This window comes from Marinobacterium sp. xm-d-530, from assembly GCF_013283365.1.
GTDB lineage: Bacteria > Pseudomonadota > Gammaproteobacteria > Pseudomonadales > Balneatricaceae > Marinobacterium_E.
Genome location: NZ_WBYM01000001.1, coordinates 484,324 through 505,134, shown reverse-complemented (window position 1 = coordinate 505,134; position 20,811 = coordinate 484,324). Strand labels below are relative to the sequence as shown.

General features: G+C 44.5%; 19 protein-coding genes. 11 read left to right on the top strand and 8 right to left on the bottom strand.

The window, feature by feature from the left end; all coding sequences use genetic code 11:
- Positions 1–6 precede the first annotated feature (6 nt).
- Both XMD530_RS02640 and XMD530_RS02635 read right to left on the bottom strand, forming a co-directional pair.
- Complete coding sequence (locus XMD530_RS02640; protein ID WP_371731490.1) at positions 7–1,464, bottom strand: ABC transporter permease; 1,458 nt, start codon at positions 1,462–1,464, stop codon at positions 7–9.
- A gap of 180 nt (positions 1,465–1,644) precedes the next feature.
- Positions 1,645–2,652, bottom strand: coding sequence for a Fe(3+) ABC transporter substrate-binding protein (locus tag XMD530_RS02635; protein WP_173480169.1), 1,008 nt, complete (start codon positions 2,650–2,652; stop codon positions 1,645–1,647).
- Positions 2,653–2,874: 222 nt separating this feature from the next.
- Between XMD530_RS02635 and XMD530_RS02630 the strand changes: the two genes are divergently transcribed.
- Positions 2,875–3,972, top strand: a complete 1,098-nt coding sequence (locus tag XMD530_RS02630) for an enoyl-CoA hydratase/isomerase family protein (protein ID WP_173506687.1) — start codon at positions 2,875–2,877, stop codon at positions 3,970–3,972.
- 65 nt (positions 3,973–4,037) lie between these two features.
- Here XMD530_RS02630 and XMD530_RS02625 read toward each other — a convergent pair whose 3' ends face one another.
- Positions 4,038–5,021: a rhodanese-related sulfurtransferase gene (locus XMD530_RS02625; protein ID WP_173506686.1), complete on the bottom strand. Its 984-nt coding sequence runs from the start codon at positions 5,019–5,021 to the stop codon at positions 4,038–4,040.
- 142 nt (positions 5,022–5,163) lie between these two features.
- On the opposite strand from XMD530_RS02625, the gene gndA reads away from it, so the two are divergent.
- Positions 5,164–6,675, top strand: coding sequence for an NADP-dependent phosphogluconate dehydrogenase (gndA, locus tag XMD530_RS02620; RefSeq protein WP_371731658.1), 1,512 nt, complete (start codon positions 5,164–5,166; stop codon positions 6,673–6,675).
- A gap of 4 nt (positions 6,676–6,679) precedes the next feature.
- Here gndA and XMD530_RS02615 read toward each other — a convergent pair whose 3' ends face one another.
- Positions 6,680–6,988: a DUF1330 domain-containing protein gene (locus XMD530_RS02615; protein WP_173482747.1), complete on the bottom strand. Its 309-nt coding sequence runs from the start codon at positions 6,986–6,988 to the stop codon at positions 6,680–6,682.
- A gap of 71 nt (positions 6,989–7,059) precedes the next feature.
- On the bottom strand, positions 7,060–7,398 hold the full coding sequence (locus tag XMD530_RS02610; RefSeq protein WP_173489026.1) for a DoxX family protein: 339 nt from the start codon (positions 7,396–7,398) through the stop codon (positions 7,060–7,062).
- Positions 7,399–8,064: 666 nt separating this feature from the next.
- Between XMD530_RS02610 and XMD530_RS02605 the strand changes: the two genes are divergently transcribed.
- The 6 genes from XMD530_RS02605 (at position 8,065) to XMD530_RS02580 (ending at position 15,069) form a co-directional block, all read left to right on the top strand.
- The gene (locus XMD530_RS02605; RefSeq protein WP_173506685.1) at positions 8,065–8,751 is read left to right on the top strand and encodes an SOS response-associated peptidase; all 687 of its coding nucleotides are present in this window, start codon (positions 8,065–8,067) and stop codon (positions 8,749–8,751) included.
- Positions 8,752–9,642: 891 nt separating this feature from the next.
- Positions 9,643–10,635, top strand: coding sequence for an ABC transporter substrate-binding protein (locus tag XMD530_RS02600; RefSeq protein ID WP_173506423.1), 993 nt, complete (start codon positions 9,643–9,645; stop codon positions 10,633–10,635).
- A 105-nt stretch (positions 10,636–10,740) separates the two neighbouring features.
- Positions 10,741–11,736, top strand: a complete 996-nt coding sequence (locus tag XMD530_RS02595) for a TAXI family TRAP transporter solute-binding subunit (protein ID WP_173506422.1) — start codon at positions 10,741–10,743, stop codon at positions 11,734–11,736.
- A 28-nt stretch (positions 11,737–11,764) separates the two neighbouring features.
- Entirely contained in the window at positions 11,765–13,681 is a 1,917-nt protein-coding gene (locus XMD530_RS02590) for a TRAP transporter fused permease subunit (RefSeq protein ID WP_173506684.1), read from the top strand.
- A 52-nt stretch (positions 13,682–13,733) separates the two neighbouring features.
- Complete coding sequence (locus XMD530_RS02585; RefSeq protein WP_173506420.1) at positions 13,734–14,606, top strand: DMT family transporter; 873 nt, start codon at positions 13,734–13,736, stop codon at positions 14,604–14,606.
- Positions 14,607–14,685: 79 nt separating this feature from the next.
- Positions 14,686–15,069 carry a group II truncated hemoglobin gene (locus XMD530_RS02580; RefSeq protein ID WP_173506419.1) on the top strand — a complete coding sequence of 128 codons (384 nt, stop codon included), beginning with the start codon at positions 14,686–14,688 and terminating at the stop codon, positions 15,067–15,069.
- Between the two features lie 57 nt (positions 15,070–15,126).
- Here XMD530_RS02580 and XMD530_RS11495 read toward each other — a convergent pair whose 3' ends face one another.
- The 3 genes from XMD530_RS11495 to XMD530_RS02565 form a co-directional block, all read right to left on the bottom strand.
- Entirely contained in the window at positions 15,127–15,711 is a 585-nt protein-coding gene (locus tag XMD530_RS11495) for an antibiotic biosynthesis monooxygenase (RefSeq protein ID WP_173506418.1), read from the bottom strand.
- A 126-nt stretch (positions 15,712–15,837) separates the two neighbouring features.
- A complete protein-coding gene (locus tag XMD530_RS02570) occupies positions 15,838–17,001 on the bottom strand; it encodes a Gfo/Idh/MocA family protein (RefSeq protein WP_217364142.1) in 1,164 nt (387 codons plus the stop codon).
- Positions 16,985–17,914, bottom strand: a complete 930-nt coding sequence (locus XMD530_RS02565; protein ID WP_173506416.1) for a PDR/VanB family oxidoreductase — start codon at positions 17,912–17,914, stop codon at positions 16,985–16,987. Before XMD530_RS02565 ends, XMD530_RS02570 begins: the two co-directional genes overlap by 17 nt.
- Before the next feature lie 185 nt (positions 17,915–18,099).
- On the opposite strand from XMD530_RS02565, the gene XMD530_RS02560 reads away from it, so the two are divergent.
- From XMD530_RS02560 to XMD530_RS02550, 3 genes are all read left to right on the top strand, one after another.
- On the top strand, positions 18,100–19,380 hold the full coding sequence (locus XMD530_RS02560; protein ID WP_173506415.1) for a Rieske 2Fe-2S domain-containing protein: 1,281 nt from the start codon (positions 18,100–18,102) through the stop codon (positions 19,378–19,380).
- Between the two features lie 94 nt (positions 19,381–19,474).
- Positions 19,475–20,308 (top strand): carboxylating nicotinate-nucleotide diphosphorylase, encoded by an 834-nt coding sequence (gene nadC / locus XMD530_RS02555; protein WP_173506414.1) that lies wholly within the window; start codon positions 19,475–19,477, stop codon positions 20,306–20,308.
- A gap of 22 nt (positions 20,309–20,330) precedes the next feature.
- Positions 20,331–20,786 carry a MarR family winged helix-turn-helix transcriptional regulator gene (locus XMD530_RS02550; RefSeq protein WP_173506413.1) on the top strand — a complete coding sequence of 152 codons (456 nt, stop codon included), beginning with the start codon at positions 20,331–20,333 and terminating at the stop codon, positions 20,784–20,786.
- Positions 20,787–20,811: the final 25 nt, after the last annotated feature.

The window sequence follows — 20,811 nt, the reverse complement described above, 5'->3', positions numbered from 1 at the left end:
AGTTCCTTAGTGCTTGTGGCGGCTTATGGCACGATTCAACAACAAAACTGGGACTAGCCCAACGGCAACGATCATTAATGAGGGTGGTGCCGCCTCGATAAGCTGTTCATCCGAAGCCAGCTCAAAGGCGCGAACGGCCAGGGTGTTAAAGTCGAACGGGCGCAGCATTAACGTAGCCGGCAGCTCTTTGAGGACGTCAACAAAGACCACCAGTAGTGCAGTTAGAAGACTGCTCTTCATTAAGGGCGCATGGATTTGTCGCAACACTTGAAAGGGGGATCGTCCCATCCCTTTGGCCGCTTCATCCAGGCTAGGGCTAATTTGCCCCAAGCCAGACTGCACACTGCCAAGCGCGACGGCTAAAAAGCGCACGGTGTAGGCGATCAACAGGGCAAACAGAGTGCCACTGAAGATCAACCCGCTCATACCTAAGCCGAAGCGTTCGGAGAGAGCAAGCAGACTCTGATCCACAAACACTAAAGGTGCTAAGACCCCAATGGCAATAATGGTACCCGGCAGTGCGTAGCCCAGTGCGGCGAACTGTGTGGCCTGTTTCACCAATGAGCCACTGTTAAAGCGTTGGGTGTACGCCAGCAGCGTGGCCAGAACAAGGGCGATTAGCGCTGCAAGACCTGCCAAATAGAAAGAGTTCCAAGAGAGGCTGAGGAAGTCACTCCAGGGCATTTGCGCATCAAACACCGACCAAGAGAGCAGTTGACCGGCCGGCAACAAGAAGCCAAAGAAAAACGGAATGAAACAAGCCAGAGCCGCCAGCCAAGCGCGTCCACCCTTAAGCTGAATTCGGCTAGCCATCGCTCGAGATCCTGCTCGGACGTTGTAGCTCAGTTTGCGTCGTGAATAGCGCTCGACAAAGATCAATGTCGCCACGAACACTAGCAACAGACTGGCTAACTGTGCCGCACCATTGGCATCACCAAAGCCATAGAAGGTTCTAAAGATACCTGTTGAGAAGGTCGGAATGCCAAAGTATTGCACCGTACCGTAATCGGCCAATGTCTCCATTAGGGCTAGGCTGACACCGGCAATGATGGCGGGTCTTGCCATAGGAATGGCGACTTTTAGAAAGGCCCTGAAGGGTGAGTAACCAAGATTGCGAGAGGCTTCAAAGCTAACGGCTGACTGCTCAAGGAAGGTCGCGCGAGCCATCAGGTAGACGTAGGGATAGAGCACCAGCACCAACATAGCAATGGCACCGCTATGCGATCGAATCTCCCAGAACCAGTAGTCACCATAGCCCCAACCGGTCAGTTCGCGCAGCAGGGTTTGTACTGGGCCGGCAAAGTCGAGCATACCGGTATAGGTATAGGCGATGACATAGGCGGGCATGGCTAAAGGCAGTAGCATTCCCCAATCGAGCCAACGACGACCGGGGAAGTCACACATCGCTGCCAACCAGGCAGCCGGTGCTCCCATAATGACGGTGCCGATACCGACACCGGCCATCAGGATTAATGAGTTGAGAACGTAGTCGGCGAGGACGGTATCAAGAAGGTGAGAGAAAGCCTCAGATCCAGCAAATAGGGACTGACTAACAACGGTTAGAATGGGAAGGGCAACCAGACCGGCGATCGATAAGGCTACCCAATTTGCACGGATACTATTGATAGTTAACTCTCATCTGTTTTACTTCCAGCCAGCACGATCCATAAGGCGAAGCGCTTCTTGGTTCAGTTCGCCAAGCTTAGACAGTGCAACGTCATCGCTCTTAGCTGTGCCAAAGGCTTTTAGTACATTGGATGGCTCAACGCCGGCTACGACAGGGTACTCATTGTTGACTTCAGCGTACCACTCTTGTGCTTCCTGGCTCACCATGTACTCAAGTAGGGCAACTGTTTCGTCACGATTCTTAGATGACGCCGTCAATGCAGCACCACTGATGTTGAAATGGGTACCGCGATCGTTCTGATTGGGCCAGAACACCGCTAGCTGATCAGCAACCGCTTTGTCACTCGCTTTATCAGAGCGAACCAAACGCGCTAAGTAGTAGGTGTTGGCAATAGCGATGTCACAGACACCCGCGGCTGCCGCTTTTAGTTGGTCAGTATCACCGCCAGCCGGTGGGCGAGCAAAATTAGCCACTAGACCTTCAACCCAAGCTTCTGTTGCTTCGACACCGTTAGCAGCAATCGCAGAGGCAATCAGTGACTGGTTGTAGACATTGCTTGAGGAGCGAATACAGATACGACCTTTCCACTGCTCATCGGTTAGTGCTTCGTAGGTACTGAGTTGTTCTGGATTAACTCGATCTTTGGCATAGATGATTGGGCGAGCACGACTGGTCATACCAAACCAGTGGTTGTCACTGTCGCGCAGGTTGGCAGGAATCGCCTCGTTCAATGCAGTGGATTCAACCGGCTGAGTTAGACCCATCTCTTTCGCGCGGTGAAGACGTGCAACGTCTGCAGTGATAAGAAGATCCGCAGGGGAGGCGCCACCTTCCATCTTCAAACGGCTTAACAGTGCATCATCTTTACCGGTGAGCAGGCGTACTTCGATACCTGTCTTCTCGGTAAACTGATTCAGTAATGGTTGAATCAGGGCCTCTTTACGTGATGAATAGAGGTTAATGTCAGCGACAGCAGTGGTAGTAAAGCAGAGTGCTGCTACAGCGCTAATACGACGAATCCACATGTTTGTTTCTCCTTGAAGGTACGAATTATAAACCGGCCTTACTCATCCTTTAAATAAGAGCCTTAGAACATTTGAGAATCATTACTACTCATTTATTGAAGTAATGATGCGATTCTACATGAGAATCATTTGCATTTGCAATAAGGTTTGGCAAATAGATTTTGACATCGTCCCGCTCTTAAGTAGGCTGTCCCTTGTCGTTAAATCATAAGAGTCATGACAATGAGCGTTGTTCAGTTTCACGAATACCCCACCCAAGATGGTTATAAGCTGTTAGAGATCTCCCTTAATGCTGAGAAATCACTCAATGCTTTGACGTTGGAGATGATTCAGCTGATCGAGCCTCGTCTAAATCAGGCGGCAAAGGATGACAGCATCAAAGCGGTGCTGTTAACTAGCGTCGGCGAAAAGGCATTTTGTGCCGGCGGGGATGTGGTTAGCCTCTACCGCTCGATCACCTCAGGCGATAACCCCAACTTCCCGACCGAATACTTCACACATGAGTATCGTCTGGACTACACCATTCACACCTTTCCCAAACCGATCATCTGTTGGGGCAGTGGAATAGTGATGGGCGGTGGTATGGGGCTGATGAATGGCTGCAGCCACCGCATCGTGACAGAGACGTCACACATGGCGATGCCAGAGGTGACGATTGGGCTCTTCCCAGATGTGGGTGGTTCATTCTTTTTGAACAGGATGCCGGGTCGCACAGGACTTTTCTTGGGTTTAACGGGTAACCCTATCTTCGCGGCGGATGCGTTGTTCTTAGGGTTAGCGGATCGCTTTATTGAATCGGCGCGATACACTGAGATGGTGACTGACCTGCAAGCAGCCGAGTGGCACTGTGATAGTGTTCAGACAGTCAACCAGACGCTTCGCCAGTTAGAGCAGCAGTCGCAAGCGGCGTTTCGACAAGAGTCACCGATTCAAGATCACTATGATTTCATTCAATCGGTGACGGATCAGGATGACTTAACTCAGTTGATGCAGGCAATGGCCAACATTCAGAGTGATGATCCATGGATTCAACGATCACAAAAGGCGATCACTCACGGGTCGCCTCTGTCGGTTCATTTAATTGCTGAGCAGTTGAAACGCACTCGTCATCTCTCCCTAAAAGAGGTGTTTATGTCTGAGCTAGTGTTGGCCGTGCAGTGCTGCCAACACCCCGAGTTTCCAGAGGGTGTTCGAGCGCTGTTGGTGGATAAGGATCGCAGTCCAAATTGGATGTTTAAGTCGGTTGATACTGTGGAGTCAGCCGTTGTTGAAGCGTTCTTTGAATCGCCATGGCCGGTGAATCCGCTGGCTGATCTTTAAGGCTTTCAGACAATAGGGTATCAATGCAGGATAAGATGGTGGTTATTCTGCATTGACCTCGGCCATTATTGGTTGGCCTTGCGCTGAGCTTCGCGTATTGCTTTTTTCTTTTGGCGACGCTGCTCGAAATCGTGCACTGCGTCTTTACCCAAGTGATGTTCGCCACGCGCTTTTGCCAATTCGAGCTGGTGCTGGCGCTCTTGAAAACGTTTACGCTGCTTATCGGTTACTTTGTCGTAGCAGTGGTGACAACTTAACCCCTCTTGGAAGTGCTCATTCTGACGATCTTCAGCGGATAGCGGCATACGACAGGCGTGACAGAGCTGGTAGTCACCGGGTTCTAAACCGTGTCCAACAGATACACGGTTGTCAAAGACGAAACATTCACCATCCCACATCGAGTTATCGGCAGGTACTTCTTCAAGGTATTTAAGAATGCCGCCTTCAAGGTGGTAGACCTCATCAAAGCCCTGTTCACGGAGAAACGCGGTCGACTTTTCACAACGGATACCGCCCGTACAGAACATGGCGACTTTTTTGTGTTTACTTGGATCTAGCTGCTCTTTAACGTAGTTAGGGAAGTCACGGAAGGTGTCGGTATGAGGGTTGATCGCGCCTTTAAACGTACCGATATCCACTTCGTAGTCATTACGTGTGTCGACCAACAGTACTTCTGGATCGGAAATCAGCTCATTCCACTCGTTAGGTTTGACATAGGTGCCGACGGTTTTCAGTGGATCGATGCCTTCAACACCCATGGTAACGATTTCACGTTTCAGTTTTACCTTGGTGCGGTAGAACGGTTGCTCATCAAAGAACGACTCTTTGGAGCTCACCTGATCCAGCGGTGGGTGCTCTTTAAACCATGCGTAGAGCGCATCGATCGCTTCACGGCTACCAGAGACTGTGCCGTTGATACCCTCTTTAGCTAGGATTAATGTGCCGCGAATATCTTGCTCGTTCAGGAACTCTAACAGAGGCTGACGCAGTGCTTCACACTCCTCGAAGCGAACAAATTGGTAGAGTGCGGATACAACGATATTGGCCATAATCTCCCCGGCGTAATCTGGATGGTTAAAAACCGCGCAATTTTACCAGATAAGGCATTGAGGTTTATAGAGTAGAGTTTTCAAGCTTGAAAAACGTTAGAATAACGAGGGTCAGATAAACAACTTTTTTGGGGCTTAGGTAGTGGCAGATAGAGAGATGATCGGTTTTATTGGGCTTGGCGTTATGGGTAAAAACTTGGTGCTCAACCTCGTTGATAATGGTTACCAAATCGCAGCCTTTGACCTGGATGCCAATAAAGTAGATGACGCGATCGCTCAAGCGGCTGATGAAGTTCCGGATCGTCCTCAACCGATTCAAGCCTGTTCATCGCTCGGTGAACTGTTAGCGGCTTTGCCTTCACCAAGAACCATTTTTGTCTCTGTGCCAGCAGGTGATCCTGTCGATGCAGTCTGCCGTCAGCTGATTGAGGCAGGCGTTGAAGGCGATGATATCGTTGTGGATACCGGAAACTCACTCTGGACCGACACTCGTGATCGTGAAGTGAACTATAAAGAGCACTTTACCTTCTTCTCTACTGCGGTATCGGGTGGTGAGGTCGGTGCACGCTTCGGCCCTTCTTTGATGCCATCTGGCGATCAAAAAGCTTGGTCACGTTTACGCCCTATTATGGAGGCGATCGCAGCGAAAGTGGATGCAACCACAGGACTCCCCATTGAGCGTCGTGAGCCCGGTAATCCAGTCACTGAGGGTGAGCCTTGTGCGACGTACATTGGCGATTCTGGTGCAGGCCACTACGTAAAAATGGTTCATAACGGCATCGAGTATGCCGACATGCAGTTGATCTGTGAGGTCTACCACTTCATGCGGTACGCCATGCAGATGGCTCCCTCCGAGATCGCTTGTGTATTCCGAGAATGGAGTCGTGGCCCACTGCACTCCTACTTGATCGAAATCAGTGCTGAAGTTCTGGATCAAGAGGATCAGTTTACCGGCCTGCCGTTGGTCGATGTCATTCTTGATAAAGCGGGTCAAAAGGGTACCGGTTTATGGACCGCGGTTAGTGCCCTTCAGCTAGGTACACCTGCGCCAACGCTGACCAATGCAGTCTTTGCTCGCTCACTATCCACCCTTAAATTGATTCGCGTTGAAGCGTCTAAAGTTCTGTCTGGCCCAACAGATGTTACTTTAGATACTCCCAAAGAGCAGTTAATTGAACAGCTGCATGATGCACTCTACTGTGCAAAAATTTGTGCCTACGCGCAGGGTTATCATCTGATGCAGATGGCAGCAAAAGAACAGGGTTGGGCGCTCGATTTATCCGCCATCTCAAGAATTTGGCGTGCCGGGTGTATTATTCGTGCAGCGTTTCTTCAGCCGATCTCAGCAGCGTTTCAGCGTAATCAGGATCTGCCAAGCCTGCTAATGGATCCGTTTTTCTCTGAAAAGTTGGCTAAACATCAACATAATTGGCGCGCGATTGTGGCGCAATCAGCTCTAGCGGGTATCCCTGCTGGGGCGATTAGTTCCGCCCTAGGTTACTACGACTCATTCCGAACCGAGGTGCTGCCTGCCAACCTACTGCAAGGTCAGCGAGACTATTTTGGTGCGCATACATTCGAGCGAACAGATCGTGATGATGGAAAATACCACGTGCGTTGGAGTGAGCCGGGTAGGCCGATGGAGAAGGTGTAAATACCTACTCCCCAGGTTGAGGGCCTTCGTAGCCCTCGACAACCACTAGATCAGCAATGCCTGCATGTTCACGTAGCGCTTTAGCATTTTGGTAGCCAGAGGAGTGGTAGCAATTCAACGCCTGTTGGTAACTCGGGAACTCAATGATCACATGGCGTGATCGTACGCTCCCCTCAACCTGTTGGTTATCGCCTGCACGGACTAAAAATTTAGCCCCATACTGTTTAAATGGCTCAGTATTAGCGGCCTGATAGAGTTTGTAACCCTCCGGGTCTGAGATATCGACATGAGCCATCCAGTAACCTTTAGCCATGGTGTTTTACCCTTTTGAATTTAATGATAACTAGACTAACCTCAGAACAGTCACTGCTCAAGATGCTGTATTTAGGCTGGGTTGATATCCTTCTTAAAACGTCTAGTGTTGATAAAGGTTAGGATTAGAATAGCCGTTGCAACGCCTAGCATCGGCCATTCAGCATTCAACAGATGAGTGGCCATGGCACCTATCATCACGCAGTTGAGCCCTACTGATGTGATGAATCGAAGCCGCTTAACCCAAATAACTAAGCCTCCGATCACTTCGACGACACCGGTGAAATACATAAACCAGAGCGGGTAACCCCAGCGATCAAAAGCTTCTAATTCAAACTCCAGACCCAGCAGCTTAGCACTGCCTGATGCAACGAAGATGAGGGTGATTAACGGGGTGATTATCTTATCCATCTGTTTCCCTTTAGGTGGGTGAGTATGGATTAAGTGTAGTTGAGGATTTTGGGTGTGGGGCGGGAGTGATTCTGGGTGGTCTTTTAAAAAGATCGAATTGTGGCGGGATTGATTCAGACCATCCTGGCCTTCACCCCTTTGGGGCAACACTTTGTGTTGTCCAAAACTACATCCTTGTAGTTTTGTCGAACCCGCTCCGCGGGTTCTCAAGCCGCGCCGAATACAAATAAAAAGGCCACTCCCTTTCGGGGTGGCCTTTTTATTTGTATATGGTGGAGGTGGCGTCAATCGAAATATGGTATTAAATACTTGATATTTATAGATAATATATCTTTATCTTAATTCGGGAGCCCCCGTAAAAGCCCCCGTATTTTGAGTGCTTTTTGTTTGCTGTGTATTCGATTGCGGATCAAAAAATAAGCTAAAAAGCATAATTCTTCGAATAAATCTTACACAAAACTAGGAGCGCAAAACATAGGCAACTCTAAAATGTGTTTTGATGCGAAGTGCGCAATTTTTCACACCCCTGCAATTGTGCACACTTCTTGCATAGATGCTGCGCACTTGTTGCACACATCCTGCGTACTTCTTGCGCACCCTAAATCTCTAATTAATTGCGCAACGACTCCTATCCGGTATATTCAAATAACTAGAAGGAGTGATTGAATGTGCGGTAGATACAATCTCGAGGATAACGACGATACACAAGCCCTGATGGATGACTTGGGTGTTTCATTTGGTCGCGCAAATATCCCTAGCTTCTTTAACTTGGCTCCAACTGAACAAATACCTGTCGTATCTGAAGAGGAAGGTATTAGAGCCCTAAGGCCTATGAGGTGGTGGTTAACGCCTGTTTGGGCAAAGGAGATCACTACTCAGTACTCTATGTTCAATGCCCGTGCTGAGACGCTAGATAAGAGCAAAGCATTCCAGGGTAGCTTTAGACACCACCGCATAATCATACCCATGACATCCTTTATTGAATGGCGTAAAGAAGGTGCTTTAAGGCAGCCTTACCTGGTTAGGTATGAGCAAGGTTGTATGGCAGCTGCAGGTGTTTGGTCTCAATGGACTGATGGTGAGATTGTTCTAGATACATGTGCGATGGTAACTACAAACGCTTGTAAGGACTTTAAAGCATTTCACTCTCGTCAGCCTTTGTTTCTGGATTCAAAACAGGCAAATACATGGTTAGAAGAGAGGGCTGATTTAAAGGATCTGCGAGAGCTCCTGAAAGCTCCTCTACCGCAAAGTATGCTTGTTAGAGCGATTGACCCATCAATTAATAATAGTCGGCTTAAAGATGCCCCTAGGTACCTTAACGATAGCCAAGAGATTATAGTTTCAAGCTAACCTCTGGATGACGGCTAATAGCTTTAGATTCAAATGAACAGCGCAACACACTAATCTAAATGTTGAAGAGTGTGGCTTAAAATACAGAAGACGAATCTACTATTCAGCTGCGCAAGGATAGGAAATCTGGAGTCAATGTAGGATATAGCCCCGCCGTCCCGCAAAAAAATTAGCAATAAAAATTTTTATTGCTAATTTTCTTCATGAGTGATGTAATGAGTGTAGACTTTATCTAACCATCTTTTGAACTAAAGCGACATTTTGTTTTTATTCATTGTAACTCGCTGAATATCTTACTGCTTAGTGGTCGTACTAACACAATAGATGACATTACGTATGTATTTCAAACGGACTAATTCCATCCGCTGACTTAGCCATCCTTGGGGCATTGGCGGTTTCTATGCCTTGTCAATGTCTTTCTTGGGGAAATGCCCCTAAACCAGCTGTTGCTGGTTTTTTTTTAAAATCAGTCTATTACGTTCTCTTGATGTTGTATCAAGCAATCGTATTGATAATTTTTTAAGACTGGAATATCAGGATAAGCCCCGAAAAGTTGTTGACTAACTTTTAATTTTGGAATATTGTCTAAAAAAATTAGATATCTAAGTTTTTATTGCTAAGTTTGCTTTGCGAGCCAAAATCTTAGCCAATTGGCATCGGTATATTACAAATATGTACCCAGATTTACGGGGGATTACCCTAATTGTAAGGTGCTAGAAGTACAAAAATAACGACGTTGCTGTACAAATAAATGGCAAGCCAAAAAGGCTCGATTTAAATTGAACAACAAGCAACTATCTTTGGCCTATTGCGGATAAACAGATAATCGCGATCGGCTCTTGAAATATTATTTAGCTAAAAATTCAAACTAGAAGTAGGCAAGAAGAAGATATGAGTAAGCTCAAACTATCAATAGCGGTTGGTAACTACGATCGCATACGCCCATTAGTAGATGGAGATGTGTTAATCGATGGCGTGGATCCAGTATTTATGCTGCATGATCCTGAAGAAATTTTCTTTAGAGCATTCAGGCATGCTGATTTTGATATCACTGAGCTTTCTATGAGCAGCTTTACAGTTAAAACAGCCGAGGGAAGTAGTCCTTACATAGGGGTTCCAGTTTTTCCATCAAGAGCCTTTAGACATACATCAATCTACATTCGTACCGATAAGGGTATCAACTCGCCAGCTGATTTGAGAGGTAAGCGTGTCGGTGTTCCAGAGTATCAGCTTACGGCTAATGTTTGGGTAAGAATGATTCTTGAAGAAGAATATGGTGTTAAACCAAATGAAATTGAGTGGGTAAGAGGTGGGTACGAAGACCCAGGTCGAGTTGAAAAAATCAACTTAAACCTAAGCGATGGAGTGCGTGTAAATAATATTCCAGAAGGGCAAACTCTTTCAGGAATGCTCGCTTCTGGTGAAATAGATGCAGTTATCGGACCTAGAGCTCCAAGTTGTTTTGTGGCAGGGCACCCTAATGTTGGTTATTTATTTTCTGACCCTATGGCAGAGGCTAAAAAGTGGTATGAAAAAACTCAACTATTTCCAATCATGCATGTTTTGGGAATTAGAAAAACATTAGTTGAGGAGCATCCATGGTTGCCGTTTTCCGTGTTTAAGGCATTTGAAAAGTCTAAGGAAGTTGCACTTGAGCGTTTATCTGATACGTCAGCAACCAAAGTTACTTTGCCATTTGTCGAGGATCAATTAAGAGCAGCGAAAACCATGATGGGAGAAGACTTTTGGTCTTATGGATTTGATCAGAATAAATACACATTAGAGCGTTTTTTAGCGCAACATTTTTCTGAGGGGTTATCAAAGCGATTGGTTGCACCTGAAGAGCTATTTCACAAATCTAGTATGGAGGGCTTCAAGATTTAAGTCGATATGACAGGCACTGACTGCATAATATTGTTTTGCAGTTGCAATTGGGTCAAATAAATAGATGGCGAATAGCCAAATTAAAAAAACAAAAGGAAATTCATTATGTTATCTAAACTTAGAAAATACATTGCAGCTACAGCTGCCTCTGTTGTTTTATTGCAAGCTCCTATTGCTCATTCTGAAGGCTATCAGATGACAGTTGCTGGAGCTTCTCCTGGCGGCTTGTGGAGCTTGTTAGGAGCCGGTATTGACGGTGCGGTACGTCAAAGCTATCCAGACTCTAAAATTACATATCAGACATCTGGTGGTGGTATTGCTAACGTTGGTCAGCTTGAACGTAATCAAGCTAATTTAGCAATTATCCATGATGCAGAATTGCTCTTAGCTAAAAAAGGTGATGCGCCTTTCCGTGAGCCTGTCGACTCTTTGCGAGTTCTTTCATACATGTACACTTGGGCTCCAATGCAAGCATTGGTTAATAATGACTTTGCTGCTGAATATAAAATTGAATCTTTCGAAGATATAGCAAAGGTTAAACCACCTATTACGATTGCTATCAACAAGCGAGGAAATATTGCCTCTAATGTTGCTATTGAGATGCTCAACGCGATTGGTGTTTCAGAGAAAGATATTGAAAGCTGGGGTGGTAAGATTATTTATGCAGCTTCAGGTGAGCAGATTTCTTTGATTCAAGACCGCAGGGCAGATCTTCTAATCAATTCACTGTTTGTGAAGCATAGCTCGATCATGCAGGCAGCTAGTAGTGTCGATTTAACGCTGTTATCTATGAATAAAGACACGGTAGACGCTGTAAATAAAGAAAGTGGAACAATTGCTTTCGATATTCCTGCTGGTACATATGAATGGTCCCCTAGTGCCGTGCACACTGCATCTCTTGGTGCAACTCTAGCTGTGCGTGAAGATATGGACGAGGAGCTAGCTTACAGTCTTACAAAAGCTCTTTTCGAAAATTATAAGTCAATTGCAGGTGTGCACTCTGCAATGAAGGCACTTACTCCTGAAGTTATGTCATCAGTGACGGTTGTGCCATATCACGAAGGTGCAATGCGTTATCTAAAAGAAGCTGGTTTGAAATAAGCTTCAATTTAAAAACAGGGATTTATAAATGAAAGAAATTCTATCGTCACTACTCCAGACGGGCTCAAGGCGCCAGCTTAGTCCTGGTTTGGCGAAAATTATCCAAACTTTAGGCGCAGTTATAGCTTTAGCTGTAATTTATACAACCACTGTAGTTTATGTCGATTTATTCGGCATGACGGTTGTTTTTCTATCGTCAATCCTTGTTTTACTTTTCTTGATGTATTCGGCTGGTCCTTGGGGCCGGTCGGATATGCCAGGGCCAACAGATTGGATACTATCTATTGCTAGTGCAGTAGTAGGCGCGTATTTCTTTATGGAGAGCGACCGAATTGTTGAGCGAATTACTCTACTTTACCCTTTAGAAACGCCCGATCTTATAGCTGGTTCTGCATTACTAATTTTAACCATAGAAGCAACTAGGCGCACTGTCGGCTTTGGTCTAACAAGTGTAGTCTCTGTATTTGTATTGTATAACCTATTTGGGCATAACCTACCATTTGGCCTTGGTTTTAGAGAAGTTGGGTATAACCACTTCCTAGATATTATGATGTTTACAAGCGATGGCTTATTTGGTGTTCCATTGCGTGTCGCAGCAACCTATGCATTTCTATTTGTATTGTTTGGTACTTTTTTATCACGTGCTGGTGGAGCAGATTTCTTCTACAACCTTGCATCAGCAGTTGCAGGTAGAAGAGTGGGTGGGCCTGCTAAAATTGCGATTGTTTCATCCGGACTTTATGGAACAATGTCGGGCTCCCCTACATCTGACGTTGTAACCACTGGATCAATCACTATTCCTATAATGAAAAGACTAGGTTATGGGAAATCATTGGCGGGAAGTGTCGAAGTGGCGGCTTCAACGGGTGGTAGCTTACTTCCTCCTGTAATGGGGTCTGCAGCATTTATTATGGCTGAATATACTGGTATTGAATATCGTGACATTGCTATAGCCGGGATAGTTCCAGCACTTCTTTATTATCTATGTGTGTATACCCAAGTTCATTTACGCTCCCAAAAAATGGGTTTAATGGGTATGGATGAAAATGAAGTCCCAACTGTCAGAAATGCGTTATCGAATGGCGGCTTATTTATAGTTCCACTTGTTGTTCTCTCTGCCGCACTTGTACTTGGATTTTCTCCAACCTATGTAGCAGCATTCGCTACACTAGGTGTAGTAGCTGTAGCTGCTGTGAAACCCTCTACTCGGATGGGGCTAAAGGCCGTCTGGGAAGCCTTAGGTGAAACGACTGTTCGTATGGTTTCTGTTGTGGCTGCTTGTGCTGCTGCTGGCTTAGTTATTGGAGGGATATCCATGACTGGGTTGGGTGGTAAATTTGCTGATTTAGTGTTTCTGGTTGCCGGTAATAGCACATTTTTAGTGCTTCTCGTATCGGCATTGTTGGCAATTATACTCGGTATGGGAATGCCTACTCCTTCAGCATTTATTCTAGCAGCTGTATTGATAGGCCCGACCCTAAGTTCCTTGGATTTTTCTGCAATGCAGTCAAATATGTTTATTCTTTACTTTGCAGTGTTGTCAGCGATGACTCCTCCAGTTGCAGTTGCGGCTTTTGCGGCCGCAGCCATCGCCGAGGATAAACCGCTCGGTATTGCAGTTGGTGCTGTAAAACTCGCTATAACAGCATTTATAGTTCCATTTGCATTTATGTATGGAGATGGTTTGCTTATGGAAGGCAGTATTCTAAATATTCTGGTTAGCTGCACTAGCGCTGTAATCGGAGTGATTTTGCTAAGCGCAGCTGTTGAGGGCTATCTTAAAAACAATCTAGATAGACTGATTAGAATGGCACTGTTTATTGCTGGATTATTATTTATTTTCCCTGGCATAGTGAATTTAATCTTGGGGTCATTATTTACACTAGTCGCAGTTCTTGCGACTCCTCATCTAAGAAAAGAAGTGAAAGGCTCGCTTGGCTTCTAGGTCTTGATAAAAATGAGATAGACGTCTATCTCATTAAACCGGCGAATATGTAATGGAAATTATTTGGGCACTTGCTTCATCATTAATGTTCGCCGGTACTTTTTTGCTTATAAAATTAGGTAGAGAAACCTCAACACATTTGAGCGTGTTATGGGTTACTCTAACAATTAACGTTTTCATATTATCCCTTCTTAATTTTTTCTTCGTACCTTCAATAGATATAGATCTTAGGGAATGGCAATATTTTATACTCGCTGGTCTATTTGCACCCTTGTTAGGTAGGCTATTTCAATTTATTGGTATGTCCGCGTTAGGTACCAACGTCACAACCGCTATTACGCTTACACACCCTCTAGTGTCCGTTGCATTAGGCGTTTTTTTTCTCGGTGAAACCGCCACGTACACTCAGCTAGAGGGTGCTATTGCTGTTATGTTAGGTTCTTTTTTAATTGGTATATCAACTCAAGCCAGAAGTTTAAAAGTTCCGGTTCTAAAGACGCTCTTTTCATTCTACGCCCCTATTCTCGCTTCGCTGGCTTATGGCGTATCTATATGGTTTAGAAAAATCGGAATTGAGAACGGCACTGACCCTATAGTAGCGAGCGCTGTATCAGTGATTACTTCATGGATAGTACTTACGCTATACGTTGTGTTTTTTGGGATCAAAATTTCATGTAATCGCCGAGAGCTTAGCTATTTTTTAACAGCTGGAATTCTGTCTAGCGCTGGCCCAGTGTTTCTCTACATAGCACTTGCTGCTGGTGCTTTGGTTGTCGTTGCGCCTCTTGCTGCAACTACACCTCTTTTCGTACTTGCAGGTACTTGGATGTATTCAAGGCAAAATGAAATTTTCAATCGTCACATTTTAGTAGGTGTCTCATCAGTTGTTTTGGGCGTGACTCTCCTAGCAGGTGATTTTGGATGAAGAGCAGTATTAACTTTTACGCATTGATTGTTCATTCTTTCAATATGTATTTTGATGATAATAAATAAGGAGCATTAACGTGGAAAGATACGAATCACCATACATTGCGCTTGGATCTCAAGGAATTAAGACTCTGGTAGATCAATTTTATGACCTAATGGACACGTCTCCCTATTATGCGCAGCTTAGAAAAATGCATGCGGACGACTTATCAGGAATAAGAAATAAGCTGTCGGAATACCTAATTGGATGGATGGGTGGGCCTCAACTGTATCTGCAGAAGTATGGATCTGTCTGTATGACAGGGCCGCATGCTGCGTTTCGAATAGGACCTAAAGAAACAGAATTATGGGTTGAATGTATGTATGAGGCGATGGAATCGATAGGATTGGAAAAAGAAGTTCAAATAATGCTAAAGGATCCGTTAGCGAGACTCGCTGACAATGTACGCAACTGCGATTAAGCATTTTTTCTTTTTAAATATCCTACGGAAACTCTACCTGGTAGATAAAGCTTTGATTCATCGGCGTGATAGCCAGGTAATCAATCTTTTGGAAAGCCAAGGGACTATATAGAACGTGGTAAGCCCCGTTAAAATCGAGACGATTAAAAATAAACCGATTGCTTCAGGTAGTTGAGAAGTAATGGGGCGCAAGAGATTTATCAGCAAAAACAATAGTGGGTAGACCGCTAAAATGCTGAGAACCCAGCGTTTCCAATGAAGAGGTGGTAATGGTTGAGATGGTAAACATGTTACCGGCTCGAACCAAATATTCGAACCTGACGCGTGTTCTCTTGAAATGTCAGTGATGGACATTTCCTCTATTGGACGCAGAGCTTCAATTCTTTGAGGTGAATTTTTCCAAGACTCTAGTGCCTTCAGCGATTTAAATCGGGTCAAAAGATAGAAGTCTACACCTTGCCCACCTTTTCTTCTTATGACGTCGATTGATTCGAATCCCGGCGTGCTTTTTAGTTTAGGAATGATCCTAGTTAATTGGTCACTAAGATGATACTCGTTTTCATAGCAAACCCTTAGTGATACGAGATAGGACGTTGATCCATTGGCGGTATGTTCAGCTGTTAAGGGTTTCTCTGAGGTCATGATTGAATTACCGAGTATAGATTAGTGATAGCTAACGATGTGACTGACTGTCATTATGTACTTCCACTTAAATGATATTTTGTGTGTAAGGTCTACGAAATTAGAAACTATTTCAGTTCCTATGCTTTACGTAGAATATTTGAGGTTGACTGATGCATCCAATGCTTCGCTTTCCAGAAGTGCATGACAGATTTCCAGTGAGGCGCGTCCCCATGCGCCATCCTGTAATGGTGGCACTTGATTTCGAATAGCTTCATAAAGTGTATCGAAAACCTCGGCTCTACTAGTTCTGAAAGGCGCACTATGGAAAGTGCGACCATTAATGTTGTGGACTTCTACCCCTGCAGCGGTAAGACGAAGGTCGCCCTTATCACCAAAGACTAGAACCTGCCCGAAATGCTCGTGTGTTTCAGCTTTTGGACAACTATCAAGCGATACGAAGCCCCGTGATGCCTTGAAATCGACTTCATTGGTTACCGATGCAAGTTTTTGCCGTGCTGTTTCACCTGTGTCGGGTGATTTGGGTATTCCAAGTTCCGAGATATCTCCCATTAAACGGTCACCATCAAAGTGTGCATATCCAGAGTATGTTAGGCTTGCAAACAATTTGTCTTCGAAGTCTATTAACATGGAATAGGCGCCTTCTGTGGGGCGCTTGGGATCCCATGCGCCGCCTGTTTTTGCGGTAACTCGTTTAGCAGGCTTGCCAGCAAGGCGTCTTACCAAGTCAATCTGATGTACGGCTTGACTGAACACGACTCCGCCACCGAGGTCAGTTGAGAGTTCCGCCGAGGTTCTAGGGCGATAAAGGAAGTCGGTTGCATAGAGCGCGTGAATCATGCGGACGTTTCCAATTTCCCCGCTTTTGATGAGCTTTTCAGCAAGCGCAACAGGTCCATCGAAACTGTGACTAGGACCAACAACAAGTTTAACATTAGCCTTCTTTGCGGCAGAGATGAGTTCAGAAGCATCATCTATAGCTATCGTCATTGGCTTTTCAACTAGAACATGTTTGCCCGCATTAATAGCCGCTAAAGCATGTTCCTTATGAAGTCCATGAGGTGTAGATATATATATGGCTTCGACTTCTGTGTTCTTCAGTAAATCAGAAATATCACTATATGTTGCTCCACCAAACTCTTTTACAAAAGATGCCCGGTGATGATTGTTGGGTTCAGCGGCAGCAATCAATTCAAAACCAGGATGAGCAGAAATCGCTGGTGCACTTAAGGAAAAAGCTCTCCCGAGGCCAACGGTTCCTAATTTAATTGGCTTATAGATCGAGGACAAGGCGCTCTCCTTTGGCTCTCGACACGCAGAGCATGATTGTTGAATCTTTCTCGTCATTCATAAGCACGATATCACGGTGATCCACTTCACCATCAATAACCTGACATTTGCATGTTCCACACGAACCATTTTCACAAGAACTAGGGAAGTTATAACCTGAATCACGAAGACCTTCCAATATAGTTCGATCGGAGGGGATTTTAATTTCGTCACCTGATTTATTTAGTACAACTGTAAATGATTTATCATCATCTCGAATTACATCTACTGGTTGGAATTCTTCAAAATGGATATGACCTTCCGGCCAGTGGCCCGTTACACCTTTGATTTCTTCCATTAGCCCGTTGGGACCGCAACAATACACATGTTCTTTAGTTGGGGACATTAACAAATCCCAGAAATCAAATTGGGTATTCCCTAATTCTTGAGAGAAATGCAGTGTCAATTTTTCACCACACAGTTCTTTCATTTCATTTACATATGCCGCCAAGTTTTCTTCTCGTGAACAGTAAATAACACGAAAATCTCTTCCTTCAGCGGATAGCTTTTGTGCCATAGAAAAAATTGGAGTAATGCCGATTCCACCAGCAATTAAGAGTGCTGGGTGTTTATCACCCAAAGGAAACTCATTGTCAGGTGTATCTACATCAAGAATTGTGCCTATAGATGCAAGCTCATGCATCGATTTGGAACCACCTCGAGACGCTTGTTCAAGTTTGATAGCCACTGTGTAGCTGTTTAAATCATTTCCTGGGTGAACTAATGAGTATCTTCTACGGGCTCCAGAGGGTGTGGTGATTGATATATGAGCACCTGGCTCTGCAATAGGCAAAACAGTTTTGTCTAGTGAAGACAGAGTGAATTCTTCAATTTCAGAGGTTAAAGCTCTTCTCGCAGTAACTTGTAGTTTCATTTTTAGGGCCCATTATTTCAATTATTTTAGATAGGTAAACACCATATTTACCATAGATTTGCGATCAATATTAGTATGCTAATTATTTTTAGTCAATATATTATTAGTATGCTAATTTTTATGTTGACATGGTTAAAATTAGCATACTAATATTGTCACCACATAATAATGATGAGGAAATTTTTATGCTTACACCTAAAGAAAATGAACTATTAACTCATGTCATGCCAGGGGACCCAATGGGTAACCTTATGAGACAGCACTGGACACCGGTTTGTCTTCTTGAAGAGATAGCTGAAAATGATGGAACTCCTGTGCTAGTAGAGGCATTAGGATCACGTTATGTTGCATTTCGTGATACAGAAGGACGTGTCGGACTATTAGATGAATTATGTCCACACCGATTAGCGTCATTGGTTTTTGGTCGTAATGAAGATTGCGGTCTGCGTTGTTTGTACCATGGTTGGAAATTTGATGTTGAAGGTAATGCCGTAGCAATGGCATCTGAACCACCGGAAACTGAAAAAAGCATGTGCTCAAAAGTTAAGCATAAAGCCTACAAAACAGTTGAGTGGGGTGGTTTCTTGTGGGCTTGGCTAGGAGAGGAAGGTAAAGAGCCAGAATTCCAGCGCCCTGCATTTGCTCCAAATGAAGACGTACAGGTGTCAATTCTTAAGATTCGAATTCCCGCAAACTGGGCACAAGTATTAGAGGGTCAAATTGACTCAGCACATTCGTCGTCATTGCATTCATCGGATATGGTGCCGGCTAAAGTGGATAGTGCAGCTGCTGACGATAAGAGTTGGTATCGTCCTTCTACTGATAAATCGCCTCGTATGCAGGCGGCAAGAACCGATTATGGATTTCAGTATGTTGCAATTCGTCGACCTATATCTAATGCGGCATCTCATGACTATCTACGCATAACTCAATATGTTGCACCATACTATGCACTGATCCCTCCAAATACATCCTACAATGTAGCTGCAGTTATTGTTCCAATTGATAACGAAAACTCGAATTTTCACTTTATAGCTTGGGGTAACCCTGAGTCTACGCCATCAACTAAGGATTGGCGGGAATTTACTCATGCTGTGCCAGGTAAAGATGTAGATCCAATTACTTGGGCCACGGTTGGTAATATGGAAAACCGTTTCCGTCAGGATCGTGTGAAGATGAAAGAAGGTGATTTTACAGGTATTCCTGGTATTCCTAATCAGGATATTGCTATGTGGGTGTCTATGGGTTCAATTGTAAACCGAACTGACGATATACTTGGGGCATCTGATCTTGCGATTGTAGAGTTCCGTCGCTTGATGGTTGAAGCTGCTCAGAATGTTGCGGATGGAAAGGCGGCTATTGGTACAGGCACTTCAAACTGTCAGCCTCATATAGCTTCATTCCAGGGGGTTGTTCCTAAAGAGTCTGATTGGCGTGAGCTATGGAAAGATAATCTGATTAATTAAAGACAAATTGATAGTCAGTGTGCTTATTAAAACCTAGTATGGAGGGTACGTTTCTTCTACTAGGTTTTCTAATTTCAGTATTAAAGTGAGAAAAATGATGTCGTTGTTACCTGATGATATTTTTGAAACTGTTCAGCTGGCCTTAAAAGAAGATGTTGGAAGTGGTGATGTTTCAGCTGACTTAATTTCAGATGATACCTTTGCTACAGCTCGCATTATTAGTCGAGAAATAGCTTGCCTATGCGGAACTGCATGGTTTGACGAGGTCTTTAGGCAGGTAGATGAAAGCGTTTCTGTGAAGTGGTTCTATTCAGATGGTGAAAAAGTTAGGCCAAACGATACAATATGTGAAGTAGTTGGCCCAGCTAGATCTCTAGTAACAGCTGAAAGAACAGCGCTTAATTTTCTTCAGCTTTTATCCGCAACTGCTACACAAACAAATGCTTATGCAGTTCTTATTCAACACACTTCTTGTAAGCTACTCGATACTCGTAAAACCATCCCCTGCCTTCGTAATGCGCAGAAATATGCCGTTACTTGTGGTGGTGGGCTGAATCATAGAATTGGTCTGTTTGACCAAGTATTGATTAAAGAAAATCATATTATGGCTGCTGGTTCAATCGCAGCAGCGGTAGAAAATGCGAGGAAACTACATCCGGGACTTAAGGTTGAAGTCGAGGCAGAAAATTTAAATGAAGTGCAGCAAGGCCTGCTCTCAGGAGCCGACATTATAATGTTAGATAATTTTGATCTTTCGATGATGGAGGAAGCAGTTAAACTCTCTGCAGGCAGTATTCCATTAGAAGCATCAGGAGGTGTCAACACTTCAACAATAAAAGGAATTGCAGAAACTGGTGTTGATTTTGTGTCTGTGGGCGATGTTACGAAAAACGTGCATGCAATAGATTTGTCTATGCGTTTTATATAACAAAAATTTTAACCTAGTACTTATGATTAACGACTCCAATGTACCCCCTTTAAGTCTCTCTAATGAGCGCCTTGCACACATTGTTAAGCAGCTATCGCGTGACTTTCATCAAGTCCTAGATGAAAAATTGCAGCCTTTCGAGGTTAATAGGGGGTTTTGGCCTTATTTAAGAGAGCTCTGGAATGAAGAGGGCTTGTCTCAGCGAGAACTCAGTGATCGTGTTGGGTTTTCTGGACCTACTACTAATGCATTTATTGGGCGAATGAAAAGTGCTGATCTTATTGAGCTAATACCAATTAAAAAGGGCAAGCCTCGAAGCCTTGTGTATTTGACTAAGCGTGGTCGGGAATTACGTAAGGAGCTTGAACCAATAGCTGAAAATGTAAATGCACTAGCAGTAAAAGATATGACCAAAGAAGAAATAGAGCTCTTCAAAAACTTCCTACTACGAGCGCATCAAAATTTGTCATCAAATTGAAGATATTACCTAACTTAAGGTTTCT

What these genes read in the sequence shown, in the direction of transcription:
- XMD530_RS02635 (WP_173480169.1), bottom strand. Translation starts at nt 2,652, where the DNA reads ATGTGGATTCGTCGTATTAGCGCTGTAGCAGCACTCTGCTTTACTACC.
- XMD530_RS11495 (WP_173506418.1), bottom strand. Translation starts at nt 15,711, where the DNA reads ATGACCTCAGAGAAACCCTTAACAGCTGAACATACCGCCAATGGATCA.
- XMD530_RS02595 (WP_173506422.1), top strand. Translation starts at nt 10,741, where the DNA reads ATGTTATCTAAACTTAGAAAATACATTGCAGCTACAGCTGCCTCTGTT.
- XMD530_RS02600 (WP_173506423.1), top strand. Translation starts at nt 9,643, where the DNA reads ATGAGTAAGCTCAAACTATCAATAGCGGTTGGTAACTACGATCGCATA.
- nadC (WP_173506414.1), top strand. Translation starts at nt 19,475, where the DNA reads ATGATGTCGTTGTTACCTGATGATATTTTTGAAACTGTTCAGCTGGCC.
- XMD530_RS02625 (WP_173506686.1), bottom strand. Translation starts at nt 5,021, where the DNA reads ATGGCCAATATCGTTGTATCCGCACTCTACCAATTTGTTCGCTTCGAG.
- XMD530_RS02560 (WP_173506415.1), top strand. Translation starts at nt 18,100, where the DNA reads ATGCTTACACCTAAAGAAAATGAACTATTAACTCATGTCATGCCAGGG.
- XMD530_RS02590 (WP_173506684.1), top strand. Translation starts at nt 11,765, where the DNA reads ATGAAAGAAATTCTATCGTCACTACTCCAGACGGGCTCAAGGCGCCAG.
- XMD530_RS02565 (WP_173506416.1), bottom strand. Translation starts at nt 17,914, where the DNA reads ATGAAACTACAAGTTACTGCGAGAAGAGCTTTAACCTCTGAAATTGAA.
- XMD530_RS02550 (WP_173506413.1), top strand. Translation starts at nt 20,331, where the DNA reads ATGATTAACGACTCCAATGTACCCCCTTTAAGTCTCTCTAATGAGCGC.
- XMD530_RS02585 (WP_173506420.1), top strand. Translation starts at nt 13,734, where the DNA reads ATGGAAATTATTTGGGCACTTGCTTCATCATTAATGTTCGCCGGTACT.
- XMD530_RS02610 (WP_173489026.1), bottom strand. Translation starts at nt 7,398, where the DNA reads ATGGATAAGATAATCACCCCGTTAATCACCCTCATCTTCGTTGCATCA.
- XMD530_RS02640 (WP_371731490.1), bottom strand. Translation starts at nt 1,464, where the DNA reads ATGGCCGGTGTCGGTATCGGCACCGTCATTATGGGAGCACCGGCTGCC.
- XMD530_RS02630 (WP_173506687.1), top strand. Translation starts at nt 2,875, where the DNA reads ATGAGCGTTGTTCAGTTTCACGAATACCCCACCCAAGATGGTTATAAG.
- XMD530_RS02615 (WP_173482747.1), bottom strand. Translation starts at nt 6,988, where the DNA reads ATGGCTAAAGGTTACTGGATGGCTCATGTCGATATCTCAGACCCGGAG.
- XMD530_RS02605 (WP_173506685.1), top strand. Translation starts at nt 8,065, where the DNA reads ATGTGCGGTAGATACAATCTCGAGGATAACGACGATACACAAGCCCTG.